The organism is Providencia manganoxydans (genome assembly GCF_016618195.1).
Classification (GTDB): Bacteria; Pseudomonadota; Gammaproteobacteria; order Enterobacterales; family Enterobacteriaceae; genus Providencia; species Providencia manganoxydans.
The window spans coordinates 4087953-4113975 of record NZ_CP067099.1 but is presented as its reverse complement, the minus strand read 5'-3'; the positions used below and the strand labels follow the sequence as shown (position 1 = coordinate 4113975).

At 43.0% G+C, this 26023-nt stretch carries 22 protein-coding genes and 4 tRNA genes; 21 read left to right on the top strand and 5 right to left on the bottom strand.

Translation table 11 applies throughout. The features are described 5' to 3' along the window. The first annotated feature begins 67 nt into the window (after window positions 1–67). The 15 genes from wecB to JI723_RS18680 all read left to right on the top strand — a co-directional run bounded on the left by wecB (window position 68) and on the right by JI723_RS18680 (window position 13050). The gene (gene wecB / locus JI723_RS18750; protein ID WP_070928559.1) at window positions 68–1198 is read left to right on the top strand and encodes a non-hydrolyzing UDP-N-acetylglucosamine 2-epimerase; all 1131 of its coding nucleotides are present in this window, start codon (window positions 68–70) and stop codon (window positions 1196–1198) included. After that, a complete protein-coding gene (wecC, locus tag JI723_RS18745; protein ID WP_140182133.1) occupies window positions 1195–2457 on the top strand; it encodes a UDP-N-acetyl-D-mannosamine dehydrogenase in 1263 nt (420 codons plus the stop codon). Before wecB ends, wecC begins: the two co-directional genes overlap by 4 nt. Further along, on the top strand, window positions 2454–3521 hold the full coding sequence (gene rffG / locus JI723_RS18740; RefSeq protein ID WP_319068975.1) for a dTDP-glucose 4,6-dehydratase: 1068 nt from the start codon (window positions 2454–2456) through the stop codon (window positions 3519–3521). The genes wecC and rffG overlap by 4 nt, the downstream gene beginning before the upstream one ends. 9 nt (window positions 3522–3530) lie before the next feature. After that, window positions 3531–4412, top strand: a complete 882-nt coding sequence (rfbA, locus tag JI723_RS18735) for a glucose-1-phosphate thymidylyltransferase RfbA (protein ID WP_070928568.1) — start codon at window positions 3531–3533, stop codon at window positions 4410–4412. After that, window positions 4390–5130, top strand: a complete 741-nt coding sequence (gene rffC, locus JI723_RS18730) for a dTDP-4-amino-4,6-dideoxy-D-galactose acyltransferase (RefSeq protein ID WP_319068977.1) — start codon at window positions 4390–4392, stop codon at window positions 5128–5130. Before rfbA ends, rffC begins: the two co-directional genes overlap by 23 nt. Then, on the top strand, window positions 5117–6247 hold the full coding sequence (gene rffA, locus JI723_RS18725) for a dTDP-4-amino-4,6-dideoxygalactose transaminase (RefSeq protein ID WP_140182127.1): 1131 nt from the start codon (window positions 5117–5119) through the stop codon (window positions 6245–6247). Before rffC ends, rffA begins: the two co-directional genes overlap by 14 nt. Further along, window positions 6247–7497, top strand: coding sequence for a lipid III flippase WzxE (gene wzxE / locus JI723_RS18720; protein WP_070928571.1), 1251 nt, complete (start codon window positions 6247–6249; stop codon window positions 7495–7497). Before rffA ends, wzxE begins: the two co-directional genes overlap by 1 nt. Next, complete coding sequence (locus JI723_RS18715; RefSeq protein ID WP_337979640.1) at window positions 7494–8576, top strand: TDP-N-acetylfucosamine:lipid II N-acetylfucosaminyltransferase; 1083 nt, start codon at window positions 7494–7496, stop codon at window positions 8574–8576. The genes wzxE and JI723_RS18715 overlap by 4 nt, the downstream gene beginning before the upstream one ends. Continuing rightward, window positions 8573–9928 (top strand): ECA oligosaccharide polymerase, encoded by a 1356-nt coding sequence (gene wzyE / locus JI723_RS18710; protein WP_319068982.1) that lies wholly within the window; start codon window positions 8573–8575, stop codon window positions 9926–9928. Before JI723_RS18715 ends, wzyE begins: the two co-directional genes overlap by 4 nt. Before the next feature lie 9 nt (window positions 9929–9937). After that, the gene (wecG, locus tag JI723_RS18705) at window positions 9938–10675 is read left to right on the top strand and encodes a lipopolysaccharide N-acetylmannosaminouronosyltransferase (protein ID WP_319068984.1); all 738 of its coding nucleotides are present in this window, start codon (window positions 9938–9940) and stop codon (window positions 10673–10675) included. Between the two features lie 378 nt (window positions 10676–11053). Beyond that, the gene (thrP, locus tag JI723_RS18700; RefSeq protein WP_319068986.1) at window positions 11054–12445 is read left to right on the top strand and encodes a bifunctional threonine/serine APC transporter ThrP; all 1392 of its coding nucleotides are present in this window, start codon (window positions 11054–11056) and stop codon (window positions 12443–12445) included. A gap of 153 nt (window positions 12446–12598) precedes the next feature. Beyond that, window positions 12599–12675: transfer RNA gene (locus JI723_RS18695), tRNA-Arg, on the top strand. Window positions 12676–12756: 81 nt separating this feature from the next. After that, a tRNA-His gene (locus tag JI723_RS18690) sits at window positions 12757–12832 on the top strand. Between the two features lie 15 nt (window positions 12833–12847). After that, a tRNA-Leu gene (locus tag JI723_RS18685) sits at window positions 12848–12933 on the top strand. 40 nt (window positions 12934–12973) lie between these two features. Further along, a tRNA-Pro gene (locus JI723_RS18680) sits at window positions 12974–13050 on the top strand. A gap of 1620 nt (window positions 13051–14670) precedes the next feature. On the opposite strand, the gene hemY is transcribed toward JI723_RS18680, so the two are convergent. The 4 genes from hemY to hemC are packed head-to-tail and all read right to left on the bottom strand — an operon-like array spanning window position 14671 to window position 18792. Further along, window positions 14671–15864, bottom strand: a complete 1194-nt coding sequence (hemY, locus tag JI723_RS18675; protein ID WP_319068987.1) for a protoheme IX biogenesis protein HemY — start codon at window positions 15862–15864, stop codon at window positions 14671–14673. 2 nt (window positions 15865–15866) lie between these two features. After that, window positions 15867–17093 (bottom strand): uroporphyrinogen-III C-methyltransferase, encoded by a 1227-nt coding sequence (gene hemX / locus JI723_RS18670; protein ID WP_337979639.1) that lies wholly within the window; start codon window positions 17091–17093, stop codon window positions 15867–15869. A 2-nt stretch (window positions 17094–17095) separates the two neighbouring features. Then, complete coding sequence (locus JI723_RS18665) at window positions 17096–17851, bottom strand: uroporphyrinogen-III synthase (RefSeq protein WP_319068992.1); 756 nt, start codon at window positions 17849–17851, stop codon at window positions 17096–17098. Further along, window positions 17848–18792, bottom strand: a complete 945-nt coding sequence (gene hemC / locus JI723_RS18660; RefSeq protein ID WP_319068995.1) for a hydroxymethylbilane synthase — start codon at window positions 18790–18792, stop codon at window positions 17848–17850. The genes JI723_RS18665 and hemC overlap by 4 nt, the downstream gene beginning before the upstream one ends. A 603-nt stretch (window positions 18793–19395) precedes the next feature. Between hemC and JI723_RS18655 the strand changes: the two genes are divergently transcribed. After that, window positions 19396–21972, top strand: a complete 2577-nt coding sequence (locus JI723_RS18655; protein ID WP_319068997.1) for a class I adenylate cyclase — start codon at window positions 19396–19398, stop codon at window positions 21970–21972. A gap of 3 nt (window positions 21973–21975) precedes the next feature. On the opposite strand, the gene cyaY is transcribed toward JI723_RS18655, so the two are convergent. Beyond that, window positions 21976–22293 carry an iron donor protein CyaY gene (gene cyaY / locus JI723_RS18650; protein ID WP_070927845.1) on the bottom strand — a complete coding sequence of 106 codons (318 nt, stop codon included), beginning with the start codon at window positions 22291–22293 and terminating at the stop codon, window positions 21976–21978. A 296-nt stretch (window positions 22294–22589) separates the two neighbouring features. Here cyaY and lptM point away from each other — a divergent pair, with 296 nt between their 5' ends. The 5 genes from lptM to yigB are packed head-to-tail and all read left to right on the top strand — an operon-like array spanning window position 22590 to window position 25972. After that, window positions 22590–22778, top strand: a complete 189-nt coding sequence (lptM, locus tag JI723_RS18645) for an LPS translocon maturation chaperone LptM (RefSeq protein ID WP_070927843.1) — start codon at window positions 22590–22592, stop codon at window positions 22776–22778. A gap of 21 nt (window positions 22779–22799) precedes the next feature. Continuing rightward, window positions 22800–23624: a diaminopimelate epimerase gene (gene dapF / locus JI723_RS18640; protein WP_070927841.1), complete on the top strand. Its 825-nt coding sequence runs from the start codon at window positions 22800–22802 to the stop codon at window positions 23622–23624. Between the two features lie 16 nt (window positions 23625–23640). Beyond that, window positions 23641–24345: a DUF484 domain-containing protein gene (locus JI723_RS18635; protein WP_070927840.1), complete on the top strand. Its 705-nt coding sequence runs from the start codon at window positions 23641–23643 to the stop codon at window positions 24343–24345. Next, a complete protein-coding gene (gene xerC, locus JI723_RS18630) occupies window positions 24327–25256 on the top strand; it encodes a tyrosine recombinase XerC (RefSeq protein WP_337979638.1) in 930 nt (309 codons plus the stop codon). The genes JI723_RS18635 and xerC overlap by 19 nt, the downstream gene beginning before the upstream one ends. Beyond that, a complete protein-coding gene (gene yigB / locus JI723_RS18625; RefSeq protein ID WP_140182107.1) occupies window positions 25256–25972 on the top strand; it encodes a 5-amino-6-(5-phospho-D-ribitylamino)uracil phosphatase YigB in 717 nt (238 codons plus the stop codon). Before xerC ends, yigB begins: the two co-directional genes overlap by 1 nt. The last annotated feature ends 51 nt before the right edge of the window (window positions 25973–26023 follow it).

Here is a 26023-nt window from a genome sequence, read left to right as displayed (position 1 = left end):
CACTGCATTAAGTCATTATAATTAAATAAAAGCAGCTAACTGCATAGATAAATATAAGAGAGTCACTGTGAAAGTATTGACTGTATTCGGCACTCGACCGGAAGCCATTAAGATGGCCCCACTGGTGCATGCACTTGCTAATGATACGGCTTTTGAAGCTAAAGTATGTGTAACGGCCCAGCACCGAGAAATGCTCGATCAGGTACTGAAGCTATTTGAGATCACACCTGATTATGATCTCAATATTATGAAGCCGGGGCAAGATTTAACCGATATTACCTGTCGTATCCTAGAAGGGCTAAAAAGCGTATTTGCTGATTTTCAGCCTGATGTTGTGTTAGTGCATGGTGATACCGCAACCACGATGGCTACTAGCCTCGCTGCATTTTATCATCGCATTCCTGTTGGGCATGTAGAAGCAGGGCTGCGTACCGGCAACCTGTATTCCCCTTGGCCGGAAGAAGCAAACCGCAAAATTGCGGGGCATTTGGCAATGTACCATTTCGCACCAACGGAAAATTCTCGCCAAAATCTACTGAAAGAGTCACTCCCAGATAACCATATTTTTGTAACGGGCAATACGGTTATTGATGCGCTGTTGTGGGTGCGTGATAAGGTGATGAGTGACCAATATATGGTCGAAAAATTGGCTGCAAATTACCCATTCATAGATGCAAACAAAAAAATGGTTTTAGTGACGGGTCATCGTCGAGAAAGTTTTGGCGGTGGTTTCGAACGTATTTGCCATGCATTGGCTGAAATTGCCCAAAGCCACCCTGATGTTCAGGTAGTTTATCCTGTGCATTTGAATCCAAATGTCAGTGAGCCTGTCAAACGTATTTTGCATGGTATTGATAATATTATTCTTATTAGCCCTCAAGAGTATTTGCCTTTTGTCTATTTGATGAATCATTCTTACTTGATTTTGACGGATTCAGGTGGGATCCAAGAAGAAGCGCCATCACTAGGCAAGCCAGTTTTAGTCATGAGGGACACAACTGAACGCCCAGAAGCTGTCGATGCAGGCACCGTACGCCTTGTTGGTACAGACACACAAAAAATTGTTGCAGAAGTTAACCGGTTACTGACAGATGAAGCGGAATATCATGCAATGAGCCGCGCTCATAACCCATATGGGGATGGTCATGCTTGTCAGCGTATTCTTGAAGCACTAAAAAGCAATCAGGTGAAATTATGAGTTTTGAAACTATTTCTGTTATCGGCCTTGGTTATATTGGTTTACCAACAGCAGCCGCATTTGCCTCGCGCAAAAAGCAAGTTGTTGGCGTTGATGTCAACCAACATGCGGTTGATACCATTAATCAGGGTAAAATCCATATTGTTGAGCCAGAACTCGACAACGTCGTTAAAGCGGCTGTTGAAGCAGGTCATCTGAAAGCCTTTACTAAGCCGCAACCGGCAGATGCATACTTGATCGCGGTTCCAACGCCATTTAAAGGGGAACATGAGCCTGACCTGACTTATGTGAAGGCAGCTGCCGAGTCGATTGCGCCTGTGTTGAAAAAGGGTGATTTGGTGATTTTAGAATCCACCTCGCCTGTTGGTACCACTGAGCAAATGTCAGAGTGGATGGCACAAGCGCGTCCTGACTTAACGTTCCCACACCAAACTGGTGAGCAAGCCGATATTGATGTGGCGTACTGCCCTGAGCGTGTATTACCGGGTCAGGTGATGGTCGAGTTGATTAAAAATGACCGTGTTGTTGGGGGTATGAACCCGAAATCGTCATTACGTGCGAGTGAGCTATATAATATTTTCCTTGAAGGTGAATGTGTTATCACTAACTCAAGAACCGCAGAAATGTGTAAGCTGACTGAAAATAGCTTCCGTGATGTGAACATTGCCTTCGCTAACGAATTATCCCTGATCTGTGCCGAACAAAATATTAATGTTTGGGAGCTGATCAGCTTGGCAAACCGCCATCCTCGCGTCAATATCTTGCAACCAGGTCCAGGTGTTGGTGGACACTGTATTGCCGTTGACCCATGGTTTATTGTGGCACAAAATCCACAACAATCACGTTTGATCCACACTGCACGCTTAGTCAATGATGGCAAACCAATTTGGGTGGTTGATCAAGTTAAAGCGGCAGTTGCAGATTGCTTAGCTGAAACAGGTAAAACTGCCAGCGAAGTAACAATTGCTTGCTTCGGCTTGTCATTTAAACCAAACATTGATGACCTACGTGAAAGTCCAGCGATGCATATCACTAAGATGATCGCTAACTGGAACAAAGGTAAAACCTATGCGGTTGAGCCTCACATTCATGAATTGCCAACATCATTAAAAGGTATCGTTGAGCTCGCTTCAATTGAAGATGCGGTGACAGATGCAGACATCATTTTAATGCTTGTTGATCATAACCAATTCAAAGCGATTCAAGGTTCATTAATTAAACAAAAATGGGTTGTTGATACCAAAGGAGTTTGGCGTTGAAACGCATTTTAATTACAGGCGGAGCCGGTTTTATCGGCTCTGCGGTCGTTCGTCATATTATTGAAAACACCAGCGATAGCGCAATTGTTGTGGATTGTTTGACCTATGCAGGTAACTTAGAGTCATTAAGCGAAGTTTCAGGCAGTGAGCGCTATGCTTTTGAGCAAGTCAATATTTGCGACCGTGCGGAGTTAGACCGCGTCTTTACTAAATATCAACCTGATGTAGTGATGCACTTGGCAGCAGAAAGCCATGTTGACCGCTCTATTGATGGGCCAGCTGCCTTTATTGAAACGAATATTGTTGGTACTTACACCTTGTTAGAGGCTGCTCGCAGTTATTGGATGGCGCTAGACGAATCGAAAAAAGGCCAGTTTCGTTTCCACCATATTTCAACTGATGAAGTGTATGGTGATTTGGAAGGGCCAGATGGATTCTTTACTGAAACAACGCCATATGCGCCAAGCAGCCCTTATTCGGCCTCTAAAGCATCCAGTGACCATTTAGTGCGAGCGTGGCAGCGTACCTATGGTTTGCCAACTATGATCACCAACTGTTCAAATAATTATGGTCCTTATCATTTTCCTGAGAAACTGATCCCGCTGATTATTTTGAATGCGCTAGCAGGCAAGCCTCTTCCTGTTTATGGCAAAGGCGAGCAGATCCGCGATTGGTTATTTGTTGAAGATCATGCACGTGCGTTGCACTTGGTAGCTACAACAGCACTACCGGGTAGTACCTATAATATTGGTGGTCATAATGAGCGCCGTAATATTGATGTCGTTGAAACGATTTGTGGATTGCTTGAAGAGCTATGTCCACAAAAGCCACAAGGTGTTGCACATTATCGTGATTTGATTACTTATGTGACTGACAGACCTGGTCATGATATGCGCTATGCTATTGATGCAGATAAGATTGCCAATGAATTAGGATGGACACCACAGGAAACATTTGAGTCCGGTATTCGTAAAACGGTGTTGTGGTATTTGAATAATGAAACATGGTGGCGTCGTGTTCAAGATGGTTCCTATTCGGGGGAACGTCTAGGTCTGAACCGTTAAGGAGGGATCATGAAAGGTATAATACTTGCTGGTGGGTCGGGAACGCGTTTGCATCCGATTACACGAGGTATCTCGAAGCAGTTGTTACCCATCTATGATAAGCCGATGATCTATTATCCGCTATCAGTACTCATGCTTGCGGGTATCCGCGAAATTTTAATCATTTCTACACCTGATGATTTACCTATGTTTAAGCGGTTGTTAGGTGATGGTCATGAGTTTGGTATTGAATTGAACTACGCAGAACAAGCTTCTCCTGATGGCCTCGCACAAGCCTTTATTATTGGTGAAGAATTTATCGGTAATGACGCGTGTTGCTTAGTATTGGGCGATAATATCTTTTTCGGTCATTCATTTAGCCCGAAACTGAAATCGGTTGCAGCGAGAACCAAAGGCGCCACTGTGTTTGGCTATCAAGTGATGGATCCTGAGCGTTTTGGTGTGGTTGAGTTTGACGATGACTTTAAAGTACTGTCCATCGAAGAAAAACCAAAGAAACCGCTATCAAATTGGGCGGTAACAGGTCTGTATTTCTATGACAATCAAGTGGTTGAATTTGCCAAGCAAGTTAAACCATCAGAACGTGGCGAACTCGAAATCACCTCAATCAATCAAATGTATTTAGAGCGTGGTGAATTGAATGTTGAGCTGTTAGGTCGTGGTTTTGCTTGGTTGGATACAGGGACTCACGATAGCTTGATTGAAGCCGGCACTTTTGTTCAAACCGTTGAAAAACGCCAAGGTTTTAAGGTTGCTTGTTTAGAAGAGATTGCATGGCGTAATGGCTGGTTGACCGATGAACAGGTCCAGAAGTCAGCGAAGCAACTCAGTAAAACAGGTTATGGCCAGTATTTAGAGGATTTACTTCGTGTCCGTCCGCGCCAATATTGATCACCTGCAATGGGAGTCTGATTTTTTCGGACGTTCTACTGCCAAGTTGGACTTCACAGCACAACAAACTGAGATTATCCTTGAAAGTCAATTAGATGACTATGCTATTACTCAGGCAAAAATCTCAGCGGGTGATATTGAACGACTTGATGGGTTATCTCAACTTGGTTTTTCCTTAGTTGAAGGTGAAGTGGATTTTGCTCTGACTATTGGCACAGAAAATGCTTATTTGAACAGTGGCTTATTGGTAACAGAGCGAGTCGATATTGCTGTTGCCGATGAAATCCCTGCATTGCGTCAGGCGGCTGAACAGGTGTTTAGTCAAAGCCGTTTTCGTGCCCCTTGGTACTGTAACGGTGACAGTGGGCGTTTTTATGCATTATGGATAGAGAAAGCGGTTTTAGGCACTTTTGACCACACATGTTTGTTAGTTAAAGAGGCATCAGGGGCGATTTTAGGCTTTGTGAGTTTAAGGCACCTTGATGATGACACTGCACGTATTGGCCTTCTGGCTGTGATGCCTGGAGCGAACGGGCGAGGGATTGGCCGTAAATTGATGTCAGCAGCGTGGGTATGGTGTAAGCAACACCAAAAAAGACAGCTAAATGTTGCCACGCAAATCAGCAATATTGCTGCATTGAATCTTTATTCACGTAGCGGTGCTGCGGTTGCTAGCACTGCGTATTGGTTATATAGGGGACAACATGATTCCATTTAATAAGCCACCCGTTGTAGGAACTGAATTAGCGTATATGAAGCAAGCCATGGATAGCGGCAAGCTGTGTGGTGATGGTGGTTTTACCAAACGCTGTGAAGAGTGGATGGAAAAGCGCTTTGATTGCCCTAAAGTCCAATTAACGCCTTCTTGTACCGCATCATTAGAAATGGCGGCGATCCTCATTAACATTAAGCCAGGCGATGAAGTGATCATGCCTAGCTTTACCTTTGTTTCAACATCCAATGCGTTTGTGCTCAGAGGCGCGACTATTGTATTTGTGGATATCCGTCCTGATACCATGAACATTGATGAAACAAAAATCGAAGCGGCGATCACAGAGCGCACTCGTGCGATTGTCCCGGTTCATTACGCAGGCGTCGCTTGTGAAATGGACACGATTATGGCAATTGCTGAAAAGCATAATCTGTTTGTCATTGAAGATGCGGCACAAGGGGTAATGTCCACCTATAAAGGCCGAGCTTTGGGAACGATTGGTCATATTGGTGCATACAGTTTTCACGAAACCAAAAACTACTCTTCAGGTGGTGAAGGTGGCGCAACATTGGTCAATGATAAGTCACTGATTAATCGTGCTGAAGTGATCCGTGAAAAAGGCACCAATCGCAGTCAATTCTTCCGTGGCCAAGTTGATAAGTACACATGGCGTGACATTGGTTCAAGTTATTTGATGTCTGACCTACAAGCCGCTTATCTATGGGCGCAGCTAGAAGAAGCGGAAAAAATTAATGAACGCCGTTTGCTATTGTGGCAGCGCTATTACGATGCATTAACGCCTTTAGCGCAAGCGGGTAAACTTGCATTGCCTATCGTGCCGGAAGGTTTAAAACACAATGCACACATGTTCTACATTAAGTTAAAAGATGTCGAACAACGCACTGAGTTTAATGACTACATGAAATCCCACGGTATTTTGACAGTGTTCCACTATGTTGCACTGCACACTAGCCCTGCGGGTGAAGAGTTCGGTCGTTTTGACGGTGAAGATCGCTACACGACTAGTGAAAGTGACCGTTTAGTCCGTTTGCCGATGTTCTACAATATGACTGATGAAGAACAGCAAACCGTTATTGATACGATTAAAGCGTTTTTTGCCTAATGTCATTAGCAAGAGCTTCTATTTGGACAGCTGGGTCTACCCTGATAAAAATTGGGGCGGGCCTACTGATTGTAAAACTATTAGCGGTCTCTTTTGGCCCTAGTGGTGTCGGGTTGGCGGGAAACTTTCGCCAGCTCATCACTGTTCTTGGTGTGCTATCAGGGGCAGGGATTTTTAATGGAGTCACTAAATATGTTGCTGAACACCATGAAAATCCTGAAAAGCTACGCGCTGTATTAGGAACGTCATCCACTCTGATCCTAGCATTTTCGACACTACTCGCGTTGATTTTCTTACTATTTAGTGGCTCGATTAGTGAAGGACTGTTTGACAGTAAAGATTACCAGCGAGTTATCCAAGCGGTGGCTTTCATTCAGATGGGGATTGCGTATGCCAATTACTTTTTAGCAATCTTAAAAGGCTATCGAGACGCGTCTGGCAATGCTCAGTCTATTATTTTCGGTAGTATAATTGGCGTTGTTGCTTATTATTTATGCTATACCATGGGTGGCTATGATGGCGCCTTAGCAGGATTAGCATTGGTACCGGCACTTGTCGTGCTACCAGCGGCTTTGATGATTGTACGCCGTAAGCGATTTGCATTATCCATGTTAAAACCCGCTTGGGATAAAGCGATCGCGACAAATTTAGGTAAGTTTACCGTCATGGCGTTAATTACGTCGGTGACGTTACCTGTCGCATACATCATGATGCGAAATCTATTAGCTGCAAAATACAGTTGGGATGATGTAGGCCTGTGGACAGGGGTGAGCACCATTTCTGATGCTTATCTGCAATTTATTACGGCAACATTTTCTGTGTATTTGCTACCTACGTTGTCTCGGCTACAACATAAACATGAAATCTCAGCAGAGATCATTAAAACCTTAAAATTTGTCTTGCCCGCCGTTGCTGTCGCCAGCTTTATGGTGTGGTTACTGCGTGATTTTGCGATTTGGTTACTGTTTTCCGATAAATTTTATGGCATGCGTGATTTGTTTGCATGGCAATTAGTGGGTGATGTTTTGAAAGTTGGAGCCTATGTCTTTGGCTATTTGGTCATTGCAAAGGCAGCTTTACGTTTTTATATTTTGACTGAGGTGAGTCAGTTTATCCTCTTGATGGGCTTTTCCCATTGGCTGATACCTGCACACGGTGCTGTAGGGGCAACGCAGGCTTATATGGCGACCTATATCGTGTATTTTCTCCTCTGTTGTTGTGTATTTTTGATCTACCGTAGGCGAGTATGACAACCTTAATACATGTACTGGGATCTGACCTCCCCCACCATAATCAAACGGTGCTGACATTCTTTAATAATGTGATCTGCAAAGAAAATGCAGAGTCACCAAAGCCGCATTTTATGGTGGTTAGCCTTGATACACAGTTGGCGGATGCCTATCCACAGTTGGATATTGAGGTCTTCGAAAGTAAAAAATTGATTGCTGATGCCGTGATCCGTCGTGCAACGGCTGACCGTCGGGAGCGTTTTTTCTTCCATGGGCAATTTAATGCGCCTATTTGGTTGGCGCTGCTATTTGGTAAAATTAAGTCACATCAATTTTGGTGGCACATTTGGGGGGCAGATCTGTATGAAGACTCCACTTCCCTAAAATTTAAATTGTTTTATATCTTACGCCGATTGGCACAAAAGAAAGTGGGACATGTTTGCGCGACACGGGGGGATTTGTGCTATTTCCAGCAATCAAACCCACGAGTCCCTGCATCAGTCCTGTATTTTCCTACACGTATGGATCCAAGCTTGACCGTTAATACGCCTCCAGTGCGTCAGGACGAGAGTTTAACTATCTTACTGGGTAACTCAGGTGACCGCTCAAATCGCCACATAGAGGCGCTGGGAGCGATTAAACAGCAGTTTGGTGAACAGGTTAACGTGATTGTGCCTATGGGCTACCCAGCTAATAACCAAACGTACATCCAGCAGGTTGAACAAACTGCGCAATCACTGTTTACATCGGGTCAAGTCAACATCCTGAAAGAACGCATGGAATTTAGTGATTATCTGAATTTACTGAAAACCTGTGATCTCGGTTATTTTATTTTTAATCGTCAGCAGGGCGTGGGAACAGTGTGTTTGCTGATCCAGTTCGGTATTCCTTTTGTTATCAGCCGCCAAAATACATTTTGGCAGGATCTGACTGCGCAAAATGTTCCGGTGTTCTTCTATGGTGATGAACTCTCTGTGGGTTTGGTTGAAGAAGCACAACGCCAAATGGCGCTATTAGATAAGCAGCACATTGATTTCTTCGCACCGAATTTTACTGATGGCTGGCATGCAATCTTAGCCGTTGCGGAGGATCAAGCATGACCTTAGCCGAGTTGGGAGGCTTATCGCTTGTTTATCTGATCTCCATTATTTTTATGGGAACGTTGCTGTATAAAGAGTTCCGACGCGTACGTTTCAATTTTAATATCTTTTTTTCATTACTGTATTTACTAACGTTTTACTTTGGTTTCCCGCTGACTTGTGCACTGGTCTTTCAATTTGATGTGGCCATTGTACCTGCGGAATACTTGCTATATGCCCAACTCGCGGCAACCAGTTTTTACGCCATTTATTATGTTACGTACAAAACACGGCTAACCAAAGCGCCTACTGTGGCAAAGCGTCCGCTATTTACCATGAATAAAGTAGAAACTAACCTCACTTGTTTATTGCTGATTGCGGTGGCTGTGGTGACTGTTGGGATCTTCTTCCTGCAAAATGGTTTTTTGCTATTTAAGCTAAAAACTTACAGCCAAATATTTTCCAGCCAAGTTTCAGGGGTGGCGTTAAAACGCTTTTTCTATTTTTTCATCCCTGCGATGCTGATCGTTTACTTTTTACGACCAACGCAAAAGCGCTGGATTTTATTCCTGGTGAGTACGGTCGCTTTTGGTTTTCTAACCTATGTTATCGTCGGTGGTACACGAGCAAATATTATTATTGCATTCGCACTCTTTTTGTTTATTGGTATCGTCAGAGGCTGGATCACATTATGGATGTTGGCTGCGGCGGGGGTTGCAAGCATTGTCGGGATGTTCTGGCTCGCGCTTAAACGCTATGGATTAGACGTGAGTGGGGCAGAAGCATTCTATACGTTCTTGTATTTGACTCGCGATACCTTTTCACCGTGGGAGAACCTTGCGTTACTGTTAAGCAACTACGATAAGATAGAGTTCCAAGGACTGGCGCCGATTGCGCGTGATTTCTATGTCTTTATCCCATCGTGGTTGTGGCCTGATAGACCGGATACGGTCTTAAACTCAGCTAATTACTTCACATGGGAAGTGCTTAACAACCATTCAGGTTTAGCGATATCACCTACCTTAATTGGCTCATTAGTGGTCATGGGAGGCGTGATATTTATCCCGCTTGGTGCCATCGTTGTCGGTTTGATTATCAAATGGTTCGATTGGATCTATGGTATGAGTTTAAAAGAATCAAATCGTTATAAAGCAGCGATCATGCAAGCATTCTGCTTTGGCGCCATTTTTAACATGATAGTGCTAGCCCGCGAAGGGGTGGATTCTTTCGTGTCACGTGTCGTCTTTTTCTGCCTAATTTTTGGGTTTTGTTTGATTTTGGCGAAATTACTGTACTGGTTATTTGAAAGTGCGGGGCTTATTCGTGATAGAGCCGTTTTTTATTTAAAAAACCAACATCGCGACGACCGCTAGAGGAGTTTTATGGAACAGCAATCTATTCCACAATATAGCATCAGAGGTCACCAAATCTGGGGCTTCAGAGATATGGCGCATTTTTTGGATCATCTGTTTGCTGATGGCGAAACCCAGTCTGGCACACTTGTGGCAATTAATGCAGAAAAAGTGATGACCGCAGAAAATGACGAGGCATTAAATACATTACTTGGACAAGCCGAGTACCTCTATGCAGATGGTATCAGTATTGTGCGCGCGATCCGCCGTAAATACCCACAAGCACAAGTTTCGCGTGTTGCAGGAGCCGATTTGTGGGAAGCACTCATGGAACGGGCAGGGAAAGAGGGCACCCCCGTCTTTTTAGTGGGTGGTAAGCCTGAAATTCTCGAACAAACCGAGAACAAGCTACGTGCCCAATGGAATGTGAATATTGTTGGTTCACAAAACGGTTATTTCACAGCGGAAGATCGTGAGGCACTGTTTGAACGTATTCGTGAGAGCGGTGCTAAAATTGTTACAGTTGCGATGGGTTCACCAAAGCAAGAGATTTTGATGCGTGATTGCCGTAAAGTACACCCTGATGCGCTGTATATGGGCGTTGGCGGTACTTATGATGTCTTTACAGGCCACGTGAAACGTGCGCCGAAAGTTTGGCAAAATTTAGGCTTAGAATGGTTGTATCGTTTGTTATCGCAGCCTACTCGTATTAAAAGGCAATTCAAACTACTTAAGTTTTTAGGCTACTACTATAGCGGCAAACTGTAATTTTTATCGTGATATGTCACGGCGTCTGTATTTTGCAACGCCGTGACAATAAAACCTCTTCATTTCTGGCCTCCTACCTCAATTATTTCTATAATCCTTCAAAATTATATGCAAGATATGTGCTTTTGGCTCAAACTCAGGCTTATGGCATTTTTTTCGACTAGTATAATAGTCATTATATGAATGGTTATCATGCTTATTACTACAAATATACCCGAAATCTTTCAAGTTGCAGTGTTGTTGACTACGTTCAGCTAGCCGAGTCACATAGTTTATCTATGCTCCCCGACTATCTTCACTTGTCGCCTAACTGCAACTCGAATTATTTGGAGTATATATAAGTCATAATTGATTTTTAAAGTAACGACAGGGGAATTTATGGAGAGTTCTAAACAAGGACTTCAGCGTGGGCTAGAGGCTCGTCATATTGAGCTGATCGCTCTTGGTGGAACGATTGGCGTTGGTCTATTTATGGGCTCAGCGAGTACATTAAAATGGGCAGGGCCGTCGGTTTTATTGGCTTATATTATTGCTGGGATCTTTGTATTTTTTATTATGCGCTCAATGGGCGAAATGCTTTATGTTGAGCCGGTTACAGGCTCCTTTGCTTCGTTTGGCTATAAATATTTAAGTCCTTTTTGGGGCTGCTTAACCGCATGGGGCTATTGGTTTATGTGGGTTGCCGTGGGGATTTCGGAGATCACTGCCATCGGCGTCTATGCAGAATATTGGTTCCCTGATGTGCCACAATGGGTATTTGCTTTGATAGCAGTGGCTTCTGTCGCTTTAGCGAATCTTGCTGCGGTAAGGCTATATGGCGAACTTGAGTTTTGGTTTGCGATGATCAAAGTCACCACGATTGTGGTGATGATTTTGATTGGATTGAGCCTGATTTTCTTTGGTATCGGTAATAACTTTGAACCGATTGGCCTTGGAAATCTCACCGAGCACGGTGGTTTCTTCGCTGGTGGCTGGAAGGGCTTTTTATTTGCTTTGTGTATCGTCGTTGCATCCTATCAAGGTGTTGAGCTAGTCGGTATCACAGCTGGCGAGGCGAAAAATCCACAGGTGACATTAAAAAAAGCCATTAATAATATTTTATGGCGAATATTGATTTTCTACGTCGGGGCAATTTTTATTGTGGTGACGTTGTTTCCGTGGACGGAAGTGGGTCAACAAGGTAGCCCATTTGTACTGACCTTTGCAAAAGTCGGTATTGTCTCTGCGGCTGCGGTGATTAACTTTGTGGTATTGACTGCTGCACTGTCGGGCTGTAATAGCGGAATGTATAGCGGAGGGCGCATGCTATACGCTTTAGCACATAATAAGCAGTTGCCTCAATCATTATTAAAACTGACGCGTAGTGGCGTTCCTGCACGCTGTGTTGGCTTTACTATTCTCTGTCTATTGGCAGGTTCGAGTCTGAATTATCTTATCCCGAATCCTGAGAAAGTGTTTGTTTATGTCTATAGCGCTAGCGTGTTACCCGGTATGGTGCCTTGGATCGTGATTTTGACGAGTCAATTACGTTTTCGTCAGCAGAACAAAGACAAGCTTGCTGAGCACCCATTCAAATCAATCCTATTTCCTTGGGTGAATTATGCGACTTTGCTGTTTTTAGCTTGTGTGATTATCGGGATGGCAATTAACCCCGATACGCGTTTATCTTTGATTGTCGGTGCGATATTTTTATTGGCGGTTTCTGCACTTTATTTTCTGATCCGCGCTATTAACCGTGGTGGAAGTCAAAGTATAAACCACGCTAAATAAGGTTAGTTATTTAACATTTTCGTGATAAAGAGAGGAAATATGCTCTCTTTATCGACGAAATGAACAAAAGGCAAGCAATCGATATTTTTATTTAAAAAAGGACTAGACAGAGAGTGATTAAATCCGTACTATCCACACCCGCAACGGCGTTAAGCGCCCGTAGCTCAGCTGGATAGAGCGCTGCCCTCCGGAGGCAGAGGTCTCAGGTTCGAATCCTGTCGGGCGCGCCATTTAATTAGCGTGCTGCTACGGTTGGCAAAACAAAGTTGTATGTAGTATGATAGCAACACTTTGAATAAAGTGAAGTTATGGTGGCTATAGCTCAGTTGGTAGAGCCCTGGATTGTGATTCCAGTTGTCGTGGGTTCGAGTCCCATTAGCCACCCCATTTTTTTGTGACATTGCGAGGGTGGCGGAATTGGTAGACGCGCTAGCTTCAGGTGTTAGTGTCCTCAGGACGTGGGGGTTCAAGTCCCCCCTTTCGCACCACGAAAAGATGCAGTCAGTAAGAGTAAAGTAGTGACAATTTCGGCGAGTAGCGCAGCTTGGTAGCGCAACTGGTTTGGGACCAGTGGGTCGGAGGTTCGAATCCTCTCTCGCCGACCAAATTTAAAGAAGCCCGTCTTAACAGACGGGCTTTTTGCTATCCCCGCTTTGCTCATCACACTTCGATCCGTAGCACTTTTCATTAAGTATGGTGGCTGCCTCTGCTACCCAAATCACATACTTATGTATGCTCATCGAGATATCTTCGCCTTGCCGCCTAGCTACAACTCGACTTGTTTAGAGTATAGCCAGTGTTGTTTCTTCAGTTAAAACCCTTTTACAATAATCAAATCAAATCAAATCAAATCAAATCAAATCAAATCAAATCAAATTAACTAACCCAACCTGCATAACCTGCCTTATCGGGTGGTGATAAATGATGATCCTAAGGGGGAGGGGAAGGCGGCTTTAGGGATACTCAATTTATAATGAGAAGCTATTAATTACTTGTTTTTATTTATAATTTGGCGGAGTGATTGGTTTGTGTCGTAAAATAGATACAAATTACTATATTGGTGTCTCTAAATGGAGACATTTTACTGTATGATTTATAAGAATAATTTTTTAAGTTATTTTTGATGTCTCTTAATTGAGACAGCTTTGCTAAAGAAAATTAGGGTGATCAGAAATCATCTCACATATAGCAAAGATGTGGTGGTAAAAAACGATGTGAACAGCGCGAGAGACGTGTATTTTCAGAGTAACTGTGGGTAGATAAAGCGGAATAGTACTTTTAAAAAAGTTGGCACGCATCCTGCATTATTTATTGTGTAGATGCTCATTCCACTTCTTATGATAGCAATGCTTCATAAACCAAGGAATGACGCAAGCCGATTACTGGTGCCTATTGTCCAATTTAGATGAACAAGAGCTAATCCTCTTCTCATCAACCCATGGACGTAACGTTGAGTGAGGCACCATCTGTCTGTAGACCTGATTGTATATTTACACACCTGCTAGTATTGGCAGGTGTTTTTTTTCGTCTGTATACTCGTCATACTTCAAGTTGCAGCGCTTTTCGTTAAGGTATGGTGACTAATCATTCGCGCCAGTCACATACTTTTGTATGCTCTTAGCGACAGCTCGCAATATTTAACTCTTTAATCAAACCTCTTCAATAGTGCATGAAGAGGTTTCCTATTCATTAACGGTTTCTACTACAAAACCATTTGCTGAACCAACGAGTGATGTAGGCGTAGCAAAGAATAATGAATGTAATGATGAAAACGTCTTTATTTAGGTCAACAGTGTCAAAACCTATAATGCTGATAAAAACAAAGGGAGAGCAAATCAACAGTAGCAGATCGAAAAATACTTGCAGGCGATTTGGTGTGGAAATTATCCAACGCCAAATAGTTTTAATTACATTCATATAGAAATCCTGATCCTAGTTAATGCATATATTATTATTTATACACTATGTGAATATTATATTACAGAGTTAGAGCGGTTTTGTTTGAAGCTAGACAACAAAGTATTGTTATTAAAAATAAACAGGTAAAATCATTATTGAGTTAATTATTCTTTTTTTGAATTATTAATGGCAGTAATTGTTATTTTTTATAATTTAAAAAGTGAGTCATTTAGTCGTGTTGATAACGATAAATGATAAGCGAAAAAAAAAACTCCACGATTAAAATGGAGTTTTCAATATAACAAAATCAATTTTTATTGGTGGAGTTAAGAGCGATCTTGCTTCAACGAATGCAATAACGCCTCTTGGCGGATTTTGGCAGCATCTTCAGCCTTATGAAGCTTGTCTAATGCATCCGCTAACCAAGCTGCATCATGGGCATCGAAACGTTGAGCCAGCGCCGCTTTAAAATACGCTTCCGCAGACTCCCATTGCGCATGTTGTAGCGCTATTTGCCCCATCGTACTGTTTAATAGAGGTGTAGCACCTGATTGTTTAATCAGGTGTTTTAATACCTTCTCTAGTGATTCAGGTTTATCAGTACGTAGTCTTGGTGCCAAGAGCAGTAGACGTTCATCATATTGTTGTTTCAAGCCATCAATAATGATTTTTTCGGCGCTTGCCATATCGTCACATTCAATCAGATGTTCAGCTAAGAAAGACTGTAAAGCAGTTTCATGGCGAACTTTGCGTGGTTGCATCTTCCACCAATTTTTTAACCCATCACTGCCATTCTCTGCGATACATTGATTCATTAATCCTTTGTAGGCTTTGAGTTTTAAGGCTTCTAGTTCATCTTCATTGTGCAGTTGCACCTTGGCCATTACAGGCAATAACTCAATCAGTGCTTGATAGGCACCTGAGCGTAGATAAGCTTGTTCTGCAAGGCGTAAAACTTCAGGGTGTCTAGGTGCTTGATCAAGTAGCTTATCAATACCTGTGCGTGCCGCATACACCTCATCTTCTGCTAATTGGATACGAACACGAGTGATATCAACAGGAAGTTGATCGCTTCCTGCAACTTCTGCGGCTCTATTGAGGTATTGATGGGTACGATGCTCATCGCCACGTTGTTGCGCAGCTTCAGCAGCCAGCAGGTAGTTGATCACAGGTTGCTGGGAGAAGTCAGCATGTTTACTCATCAGCTTTTCAACCTGATCGAAGTCACCTTCAGCCAGTTTGAGAAAGGCTTTTTGTGTTTGTGAATGTGCTTTGTGGTATTTACGACCACTGACCCAGCCTTTAGTTCTTGAGGTTGTGCTCATAAAACGGCGATAGCACCAGCCAAGGAACAGCAAAACAAATTGCAGTAAAATAAAGCACAATACTAGGCTAGTCACACTCGTGGTAATGTCGTAATTATCTGTACGAATAAAAACATAACCTTGGTGTCCAGCTAATAGTGGCCCTAAAATAACGCCAGCAATGAGAACGATAAACAGTATGAGTATCTTAATCATAGTTACCCCTTCTGCTCATTGGTTGTTGTTTCCGCGGGTTGAGCTTCTGGTTTAGCTTCAGGCTCGGCGGGCGGCGTTTCGTTTTCAGTCGCTTGAGTGGGTGCTTCAGCGACAGGCGTTGATGTATTTTCATCAGACTGTGATAGTAAGTTACGCACCCGTGCTTGCATCACCTTTTCCAATTTCGGTTGGCTTTCCAACGCGTCAGGCATTTCTGCATCAATTGGCTGGTTTATCAGCTCGTCAACTTCGGTTAAGAAGGCTTTGGTGGCCGGTGCATTCACATCAAAATAGGCGCGAACCCATGTTGAAACTTGCTCCAGAGATTGTTTATAGGTCTCTTCTTGATAGCGCGGTACTGCTTGTGCGGCGATCAGTAGCTGTGAGCGAATATTTTCACGTAGGTAGATATCTTGATTCGGTGCGAGTAGCGGAGCCTCTGAACCATCACGGGCACGGACTGTAATAAAGTCGTTGGTAAAACTTTTCCAACTGCGGGCTAAATTGTCTTTCCAATCGGCGATATCACTAGAAACTTCCTCATCATCAACCTTAGCGTCACCACTATTGATATCATCTAGGCGTAAATTGTCGACTTCATTACTGAGTTGATTTAAACGTAAAATAATACCGTCGTAGTCGACTTGATTGATTGCTGCTAGGCTTGCGATGTCATTACCGATTGCTTTACGAATGTCGAGTAGACTTGGATCGTTCATTTCAGCGAGGCTGGAATCTGCACTTTTCAGTAAAACCGCCGCAGTAATAGGATCGTGATCATTCCACAGTTTTCTACCTGCCATTTTGACCATGAAGTCTGCTTGGGCCAATAACCAATTTTTGACATCAGAGCTGGATAGGGCATTAACATGCGCTTGCAGCTCTTGCATACGGCGATTAAGCTGAGCTTCATATTCAGTAGCGCGTGATTTAATTTCTGACTGTGAGGCAATCAATGAGTCCAAACGCTGCCTATCTGCTTTTTGTTGTTCAGCTAAATCACTTAACTGTTGCTTCAATTCATTGTTTTCATTAACAAGTTGAGCATTGCTTTGTTGAGTGAAGTAATAGATACCACCACCAATAGCGATGATAATAGCGATAGCGATAGCACTACCGATGAGACCTGAACGTTTTTTTTCCGAAGACGGCGTTGTTTGGCGGTTTTTTGGTGTATCCGCTACCGTTTCATGATTAACCGCCTCGGTGGATTTATCTTGTTCCGTCATAATTAGCATCCCATGTCGGTTGAAATTAATGCTTCCAATAAAGCATTATTATCTGCGCTATTTGCCACACAGACCTTTTGCCAGCCATCTTGGCGAGCTTGGTCTGCAATCCGTTCGCTGACAACCAATAAGCGGCGCTTAAACCACCACTCTTTTGTATTCTCAGCAATTAATTCATTAAGTAAGGCTAACATTTGACCGCTACTAATCACAATATCGGTAATGTCGGCGTTAACCCATTTTTGATTAAACTCTGCTTTATCGTATTTCACAGGGTATCTGGTATAACATTCACAATACTCAACTTGTGCGCCGCGAGACCTTAGTGTCGAAGCAAGTAGCTCTCTTCCGCCATTGCCTCGTAATAATAGGGCTCGTTTACCTTCAAGAAACTGTAATTCAGGAAGGCTGAGCAGTGCTTCGCTCGTTTCGCCATGTTCAGGCCAACGGATAGTCGATCCTGTGATTTCTTCAAAATATTGGCCAGTTGAACGGCCAATACCATAATAGGATAACTTATCTGACCAGTTGAGTCCCGTGTGCTTAAGGGTTAAATCTGCATACCAGACCGCATTTTTAGATAAAAGAAACACTAAATCATTTTCATCGAGCTGATGAAGCCTTGATCCTAATACATCAAGCTCAGCCCCCGGTCCAATTTCAATGAGGGGGGCAGCAAAGGCTTCGCCCCCTTTTGCATGAATGGCGGCGATCAGTTCTGCGCCTGATGGCTCGGGCCGAGTGATGAGTACTCTCATTCAGGTGCATTTCCTGCATACACTTTGGCTAGAATTTCACGAGCGCCTTTATCGAGCAGCTCTTCGGCAAGTGAAATACCTGCCTGCGTTGCTTGTTCAGGGGCAATTAAACGTTCTCCTCGAACAACTTGGCTACCATCTGGGGCACCGACGAGAGCACGTAACCAAATTTGATCTGTTTGCCAAATCGCGTAGCTACCGATAGGAACTTGGCAGCCCCCTTCAAGACGCATATTCATCGCACGTTCAGCAAGAACACATACTGAAGTGTTCTGGTGATTGAGTTTTTCCAACAGGCTACGAGTGTATTGGTCATCTAAACGGCACTCAATACCGACTGCTCCTTGGCCAACGGCAGGTAGTGATTGTTCAGGTGTAAGAGCAGTACGAATTCTGTCTTCTAAACCTAAGCGCTTTAAACCTGCAACAGCCAATATGATGGCATCATATTCGCCGTTATCTAATTTTGAAAGACGTGTTCCAACGTTGCCACGCAGATCACGAATAATCAGATCAGGGCGTAACTCTCTGATTTGACATTGACGGCGTAGACTGGAAGTCCCGACGATACTCCCAGCAGGGAGTGCGTCAAGGTTAGCAAAGTGGTTTGAAACAAATGCATCACGGGGATCTTCACGTTCACAAATGGTGACTAATCCAAGCCCTTCAGGGAACTCAACCGGGACATCTTTCATTGAGTGCACCGCAATATCTGCACGTTTTTCAAGTAATGCTAATTCGAGCTCTTTAACGAAAAGGCCTTTACCGCCGACTTTTGCTAACGGAGTGTCTAAAATGATATCGCCTTTAGTCACCATAGGCACCAGTTCAACCTGTAAACCTGGATGGAGTTGCTCTAGCTTTTCTTTGACAAAGTGAGCTTGCCACATGGCTAAAGGGCTTTTACGTGTCGCAATACGGACGATATTCGTTGCTGTCATTTCGCTGCTTTCTCAGGCATTCAATGCCATAGATTAACCATACAATTATTCCTAGTTTTAACATTTTAGCGCCTAGTTTTCCAGTTAACACCGTTAAAGCTTGCTAATCATTGAGACGATTATTGATAGATAGCATCTTTTTATGAGGAATGAATGAGAGATAAAATCATCAAAAACAGAGTAGGTCGCTAAAATTAATTTAGCTAATCGTGCTATTATGTGAGTGAAAAAAGATCATGTTATGACCGTTTTATGGTGAAGCGTGCAAGCTTAGGTGCAATGCGAATTACGTCTATAATGAGTGCAATAAGCGCCTTTTTTGAGTCTGGAAGTAATTTGTTATTATTCCATTGATAAACAAGGGATATTTTCAGGGTATAAAAAATAAAAAGTCTTTTTATACAATATGTTGAAAATTAATTTGTATCAAAAATACACAGAGAAAATTATGTGATCTACTTTACCCTTTTGCGCCAAGGTGTTAAATTGATCACGTTTCCAACAATTCATTTGAAAAAAAATTTAAATATATCTCTATCTATTGCTAGTGGGTGCTGGGGTTTCCCAGATGTGTCGTTTAGTCATTCAAGCCAGGCGTATCCCTTGTATCTCTATATTGAAACTTTAAAACAGAGACTTGATGCGATAAACCAACTTCGGTTAGATCGCGCAACAGCGTCAATGAGTGAAACCTTTTGTAAGGTTTATAGCCTGCTGCCTGTCTTGTTTCATTATCATCACCCAATGATACCTGGTTATATAGAAGGTAATGTTCCTCACGGCGTTTGTTTCTTTACCCCTGATAATGACCAGCAAGTTTGGTTATCTCAATTTGAAAAATATCTTTCACAAGCAGATAAAGCGAATGGTGAATTACCTATTACAGGTATTTACTCGATGGGAAGTACTTCCTCAGTAGGGCAAAGCCAATGCTCAGATATTGATATTTGGGTCTGCCACCCTGCATGGCTGGATCATGAAGAAAAACGCTTGTTACAGAAAAAGTGCACCCTAATAGAACAGTGGGCGGCTTCATTAGGCATTGATGTCACTGTCTTTTTAATTGATGAAAATCGTTTTCGTCATCATGCCAGTGGTCATATTGGCGGCGAAGATTGCGGTTCAACGCAGCACATCTTATTACTTGATGAATTTTACCGTACCGCGGTACGTATGGCAGGTAAAAGATTGCTGTGGGCCATGGTACCAGTTGAAGAAGAGCAACACTATGATGAATATGTCATGGCACTTTATGCTCAGGGTGTATTAACACCTAATGAGTGGCTCGACCTTGGTGGCTTGGGCGAACTCTCCGCAGCAGAATATTTCGGGGCGAGTTTATGGCAACTGTATAAAAGTGTCGACTCACCGTATAAAGCCGTTTTGAAAAGCTTATTGCTCGAATCTTATTCATGGGATTATCCGAAAGGTAAGTTGTTGGCTTTAGAATTTAAGCGCCATTTACATGCAGGTGAGATCGTCTGTTACGGTTTAGATTCCTATTGTTTAATGTTAGAGCGCGTTACCCGTTATTTAATTGAAATCAATGATACCACCCGCCTAGATTTAATTCGTCGCTGTTTTTATCTTAAAGTCTGTGAAAAACTCTCTGAAGATGATGATGTAAACACCTGCTCGGGTTGGCGTCGTGATGTACTTTCTCAATTAGTAGAATCATGGGGCTGGGGAGCAGAACGCTTAGCAATGCTGGATTCACGTAACCAATGGAAGATTGAGCGAGTTCGTGAAGCGCATAATGAGTTACTCGATACGATGATGCAAAGTTATCGTAATTTAATTCGTTTTGCTCGTCGTAATAATTTAAGTGTCAGCGCTAGCCCACAAGATATTGGGGTGTTGACCCGTAAGTTATATGCTGCATTTGAGGCCTTACCGGGTAAAGTAACCTTAGTGAATCCCCAAATAACACCGGATCTGAGCGAGCAACATCTTACCTTTATTTATGTGCCAGCCGGTCGTGCTAATCGTAGCGGTTGGTATCTTTATAACCAAGCACCGCATATCGAAACGATTATTGGTCATCAGCCGTTAGAATATAATCGCTACTTAAACAAATTGGTTGCTTGGGCATATTTTAATGGGCTGTTAACTGAAAATACCCAAGTGTATATGCATCATGGCAAATCTCAATGTGATGAGAAAAAATTGCTTGAGTTGATGCATGATGTATCAGGGCACTTCCCGATCCGTTTACCTGCACCAACGCCAAAAGCCTTATATAGCCCTTGTGAAATTCGTCATTTGGCGATCATTGTTAATTTAGAGAATGATCCAACCCAAATCTATTCTGATCAAGTTGTCCATTTTGACTTCAGAAAGTTGGACGTCTTTAGTTTTGGTGAAGACCAACGTTGCTTAATTGGCAGTATCGATCTCTTGTATCGTAATTCATGGAATGAAGTGAGAACGCTGCATTTTAGTGGCGAGCAATGCATGTTGGAGGCATTAAAAACCATTCTAGGTAAGATGCATCAGGACGCCGCGCCACCCGATGCGGTTGAAGTATTTTGTTATAGCGAGCACTTACGTGGCTTAGTCAGAACTCGGGTACAACAATTGGTTTCCGAATGTATTGAGTTACGTTTATCCAGTAATCGTCACGATCCTGGGCGCTTTAAGGCATTACGCATTGCAGGGCAAACATGGGGTCTGTTCTTTGAGCGTTTAAACGTCTCGGTACAGAAATTAGAAAATGCGGTTGAGTTTTATGGGGCGATTTCTCATAACAAACTGCATGGCTGGCCTGTGAAACTGAATGCAAAAGAAGAGCACCACTTACCTGCTGTCGTTGATGGTTATGCAAGTGAGGGAATCGTACAGTTTTTCTTTGAAAATACAGCGGATAACACAGGGTTCAATATTTATGTGTTAGATGAAGCGAATCGCGTTGAAATATATTCACATTGCGAAGGTTCAAAAGAAGAGCTGGTGCGTGATGTTAGCCGTTTTTACTCATCGTCTCATGACCGCTTTACTTATGGCGCTAATTTTATCAACTTTAACTTGCCTCAGTTCTACCAAATTGTGAACCAGCAAGGCAAAAACCAAGTGATACCCTTTTCAGGGGGAACTTGGCCTTTTGATATCGAAAAGGATGATGACTTAGTGGATGTAAAATCGATTGAGCCATCACCTCAACATCAAGCGCACTACTATTAATAATTAAAAGGTGAACGGTTCACCGCTTTGAAAGGCGATGGCTTGCGCTAACATGTCCGTAAATAGCCCTCCTGAACGATCACAGACCCAATTATTATCTTTATAATCATAATGGTAACCACCTTGCTTGGTCGCTAGCCATATTTGATGGAAAGGTTCTTGTCTGTTGATAATGATTTTACTGCCATCTTCGAAACTGAGCGTCATTACACCGCCATTTGTCTCGCAATCAATATCAGCGTCGCCATCATAGTTATCCAAATGCTCTTCAATGGATGCCATCATTGTGTCTGCAAGTTGGTGAAATTCACTGTCATTCACGGTTAAATTCCTATTTGCTCAAATAATTTGCTACATATACTCTAAATAATTCGAGGTGCAGCTAGGCGACAAGTGAACGTAGTCAACAACGCTGCAATTTGAAGTATGACGAGTATAGAAATTATAGAGGCGAATGTGGATAAGGGTCAATCAACCCGTTTTCAGGTGGTTATCATATTGTGGATAGGGAAGAAAATCGCATTTCAATTGATTAACAATAGTGATTTGCACAAGCACACCTGTTAATCTGTTAGCTATATTCAGACGTCAAAAGTTAGTGTTACAGGCGAAACATCATGAAAAAAAGTTTAGTTGGGCTATCTGCATTGATTATTTTATTGTCACTTTCAGGCTGCGGTTTAAAAGGGCCTCTTTATTTTCCACCTGAAGAACAGGCGACTCCTGCAAAAGCATCAGATGTAGAGCCTAAAGCAGCGGACAGTACGGCGGCACAATCGCCTACATCAGTATCAAATCCCCAATAAGCTGCTGCGATGGAGCGGAATATGCAATTTTCTAAAATGCATGGCTTAGGTAATGATTTTATGGTGGTAGATGGCGTTACACAAAACGTCTATTTTTCGCCTGAATTAATCAGCCGTCTCGCGGATAGGCATACAGGTGTTGGTTTCGACCAATTGTTATTGGTTGAAGCGCCTTATGATCCCGACTTAGATTTCCATTATCGTATCTTTAATGCAGATGGTAGCGAAGTTGCTCAATGTGGCAATGGTGCTCGTTGTTTTGCTCGTTTTGTACGTCTTAAAGGGCTCACCAATAAACAAAAAATTAAAGTGAGTACTCAAGCGGGCCGTATGGTTCTTACTGTGAATGATAACGATGACGTGTGTGTCAACATGGGAGAACCTGAATTTGAGCCACAGAAAGTGCCATTTCGTGCCATTAAAGCGGAAAAAACTTATATTATTCGTGCGCTAGAACGTACAGTGTTATGTGGTGTTGTTTCAATGGGAAATCCCCACTGTGTGATCCAAGTTGAAAGTGTGCACACCGCAGAAGTCGAAATATTAGGGCCGGTATTGGAAAGCCATGAGCGCTTCCCTGAGCGGGTCAATGTTGGTTTTATGGAAGTAGTCAGTGCGAACCACATCCGTTTACGTGTTTATGAACGTGGCGCCGGTGAAACGCAGGCATGTGGTAGTGGCGCTTGTGCCGCGGTTGCGATTGGTATTCAGCAAGGGGTGTTGGCAAGTCGGGTTAAAGTTGATTTACCGGGGGGCTCACTCGATATCAGTTGGGAAGGACCGGGTACACCGTTGTATATGACTGGGCCAACTAGCCATGTCTATGATGGAGTTTTACAGCTTTAGTTATTAAGAGGTTATGATGGATAAAACGAAAATTGCATCAGAAAGCTGTCATCAATTAGATGAGCGCCAAGTGGTGCAGTACTTACAGGAACAACCTGATTTTTTTATCCGTAATGCTTCGCTCGTTGAACACCTTTTGATCCCACATGCTATACAGGGGGCGATTTCGCTCCCTGAAGCGGTAATGAACCGCCAACGTTTAAAAATCAAACAACTGGAACAAGATATTCGTTTTATGGTCGAACAGGCGCATGAAAATGGCCAGTTATTTGATGAGCTTTTATACTTAGTGATTGAAATGTCGATGGCTGAAAGCCTTAATGGGATGCTCACAGCGCTCAATCGTTGGGCGAAAAGGTTAGGCTTATCGGGGGCTTCAGTGCGTTTATTTAGTGAATGCTGGCGGCTTTCTGCCCCTTTGGATGCACAGGCACTGGTAGTATCACGCAGCGCATTCGAATCTATTCGTATTCAACGTTTTGGTGATAGAACCAATTACTTAGGCCGTTTAAATGGTCCAGAAATACAACTTTTGTTACCTGATGCGCTAAATGTTGGTTCAGTCGCTGTCTCTCTGTTTGGGCATCATGGCGAGTCAGGCATGGTTATTTTTACTAGCCGCGATCGTGACCATTACCAGTCAGGCATGGGCACAGTGATGTTAGAGAAAGTCGCACAAATCTTGCCGAGGTTACTATGTCGATGGATAGAACGCCTCTAACTGCTCAGCCACAGGGGCTGATGATCCAAGTCGAATCCTTTCTACGCTATTTACATGTTGAGCGTCGGCTAAGCCCTGTCACTATTACTAATTATCGCCGCCAATTAACTACCGTTGTTGAGATGCTTAATGACATGAAAATGGCGCAGTGGCAGCAATTAGATACGGTGAAGGCGCGTAATGTTGCAGCCAAAAGCCGTCGAGCAGGGTTACAGGCGGCAAGTATGGCGTTACGTTTATCTGCTTTGCGTAGTTTTTGCGATTGGATGGTTCAACAAGGGGAGCTCCCTGCTAATCCAGTTAAGTCTGTACATGCCCCCAAAGCTAAAAAACGGCTACCAAAGAATATGGATGTCGATGAAGTGTCACAGCTTCTGAATATGGAAAGTGGTGATCCGTTGGTCGTTCGTGACCGCACAATGCTTGAGGTGATGTATGGTGCAGGGTTGCGCTTATCTGAACTGGTAGGTCTAGATGTTCGTCATTTGGATCTGGCTACCGGTGAAGTGAGAGTAATGGGTAAAGGTAGCAAAGAGCGTAAGATCCCAATGGGCAAAACCGCAGTCCGCTGGCTAGAACGTTGGCTGGAAATGCGTGAACTGTATGATCCAGAAGATGATGCAGTCTTTATCTCTACACAAAGCGGTAAACGTATTTCGAATCGTAATGTACAAAAGCGTTTTGAACAGTGGGGCATCAAACAAGGGGTGAATAGCCATATCAACCCCCATAAGTTGCGACACTCGTTTGCAACACATATTCTTGAATCAAGTGGTAATTTACGCGGTGTGCAAGAGCTACTCGGTCATGCAAATTTATCCACAACACAAATCTATACACACCTTGATTTTCAGCATCTGGCAAACGTTTATGATGTAGCTCATCCCAGAGCAAAAAGGGAGAAACCCTAATGCATTTTTACCGACCGTTATCACCGATCCAAGCGATGACTTTTGACTTGGATGATACTTTATATGATAACCATCCAGTCATTGATAAAACGGAAGAAGAGGTATTACGTTTTGTCCGCGAATATGATCTGCGATTTAATCATTTTACCAATGATGACTTATATACATTCCGTAATATTGTTGCCGATCAAGAGCCTGAGATTTGCCATGATATAACGCGCTGGCGTTGGTTATCATCGAAAATGATGTTTTGCCATTATGGCTATAGCCGTGAAGATGCTCAAAAAGGGGCTGATGACATCATGGCGCATTTTACTTATTGGCGAAACCAAATCGACGTTCCTCTGGAAACTCACCAAATATTGACGCAGCTAGCTGAAAAATTACCGCTGGTAGCGATCACCAATGGTAATGCAGAGCCAGATGCATGCGGGCTAGGACAATATTTCCAATTTGTCTTAAAGGCTGGTCCCGATGGTCGTTCGAAACCTTATTGTGATATGTATCGGTTGGCAGCACAAAAGTTAGAGTTAGAGCCGCACGCTATCCTTCATGTTGGTGATAATTTACTGACAGATGTTGAAGGGGCTATTCGCAGCGGTATGCAAGCTTGCTGGATCAACAGTGACAATAGAACATTGATGGAAGAAAAAGATGTGCGTTTATTGCCACATGTTGAAATTTGTCGGTTGGCTTCTTTATTGTCACTGGTATAATCATTTTTCTGTATATAAACACAGTGGTGGTATAAATATACCACCACTGTC

Excerpts from the sequence above, each read along its gene's own strand:
- rfbA (WP_070928568.1), top strand. The coding sequence starts at position 3,531 with ATGAAAGGTATAATACTTGCTGGTGGGTCGGGAACGCGTTTGCATCCG.
- wzxE (WP_070928571.1), top strand. The coding sequence starts at position 6,247 with ATGTCATTAGCAAGAGCTTCTATTTGGACAGCTGGGTCTACCCTGATA.
- hemY (WP_319068987.1), bottom strand. The coding sequence starts at position 15,864 with ATGATTAAGATACTCATACTGTTTATCGTTCTCATTGCTGGCGTTATT.
- dapF (WP_070927841.1), top strand. The coding sequence starts at position 22,800 with ATGCAATTTTCTAAAATGCATGGCTTAGGTAATGATTTTATGGTGGTA.
- yigB (WP_140182107.1), top strand. The coding sequence starts at position 25,256 with ATGCATTTTTACCGACCGTTATCACCGATCCAAGCGATGACTTTTGAC.
- JI723_RS18665 (WP_319068992.1), bottom strand. The coding sequence starts at position 17,851 with ATGAGAGTACTCATCACTCGGCCCGAGCCATCAGGCGCAGAACTGATC.
- wecG (WP_319068984.1), top strand. The coding sequence starts at position 9,938 with ATGGAACAGCAATCTATTCCACAATATAGCATCAGAGGTCACCAAATC.
- hemC (WP_319068995.1), bottom strand. The coding sequence starts at position 18,792 with ATGACAGCAACGAATATCGTCCGTATTGCGACACGTAAAAGCCCTTTA.
- xerC (WP_337979638.1), top strand. The coding sequence starts at position 24,327 with ATGGATAGAACGCCTCTAACTGCTCAGCCACAGGGGCTGATGATCCAA.
- JI723_RS18635 (WP_070927840.1), top strand. The coding sequence starts at position 23,641 with ATGGATAAAACGAAAATTGCATCAGAAAGCTGTCATCAATTAGATGAG.
- thrP (WP_319068986.1), top strand. The coding sequence starts at position 11,054 with ATGGAGAGTTCTAAACAAGGACTTCAGCGTGGGCTAGAGGCTCGTCAT.
- JI723_RS18715 (WP_337979640.1), top strand. The coding sequence starts at position 7,494 with ATGACAACCTTAATACATGTACTGGGATCTGACCTCCCCCACCATAAT.
- wzyE (WP_319068982.1), top strand. The coding sequence starts at position 8,573 with ATGACCTTAGCCGAGTTGGGAGGCTTATCGCTTGTTTATCTGATCTCC.
- lptM (WP_070927843.1), top strand. The coding sequence starts at position 22,590 with ATGAAAAAAAGTTTAGTTGGGCTATCTGCATTGATTATTTTATTGTCA.
- rffA (WP_140182127.1), top strand. The coding sequence starts at position 5,117 with ATGATTCCATTTAATAAGCCACCCGTTGTAGGAACTGAATTAGCGTAT.
- wecC (WP_140182133.1), top strand. The coding sequence starts at position 1,195 with ATGAGTTTTGAAACTATTTCTGTTATCGGCCTTGGTTATATTGGTTTA.
- hemX (WP_337979639.1), bottom strand. The coding sequence starts at position 17,093 with ATGACGGAACAAGATAAATCCACCGAGGCGGTTAATCATGAAACGGTA.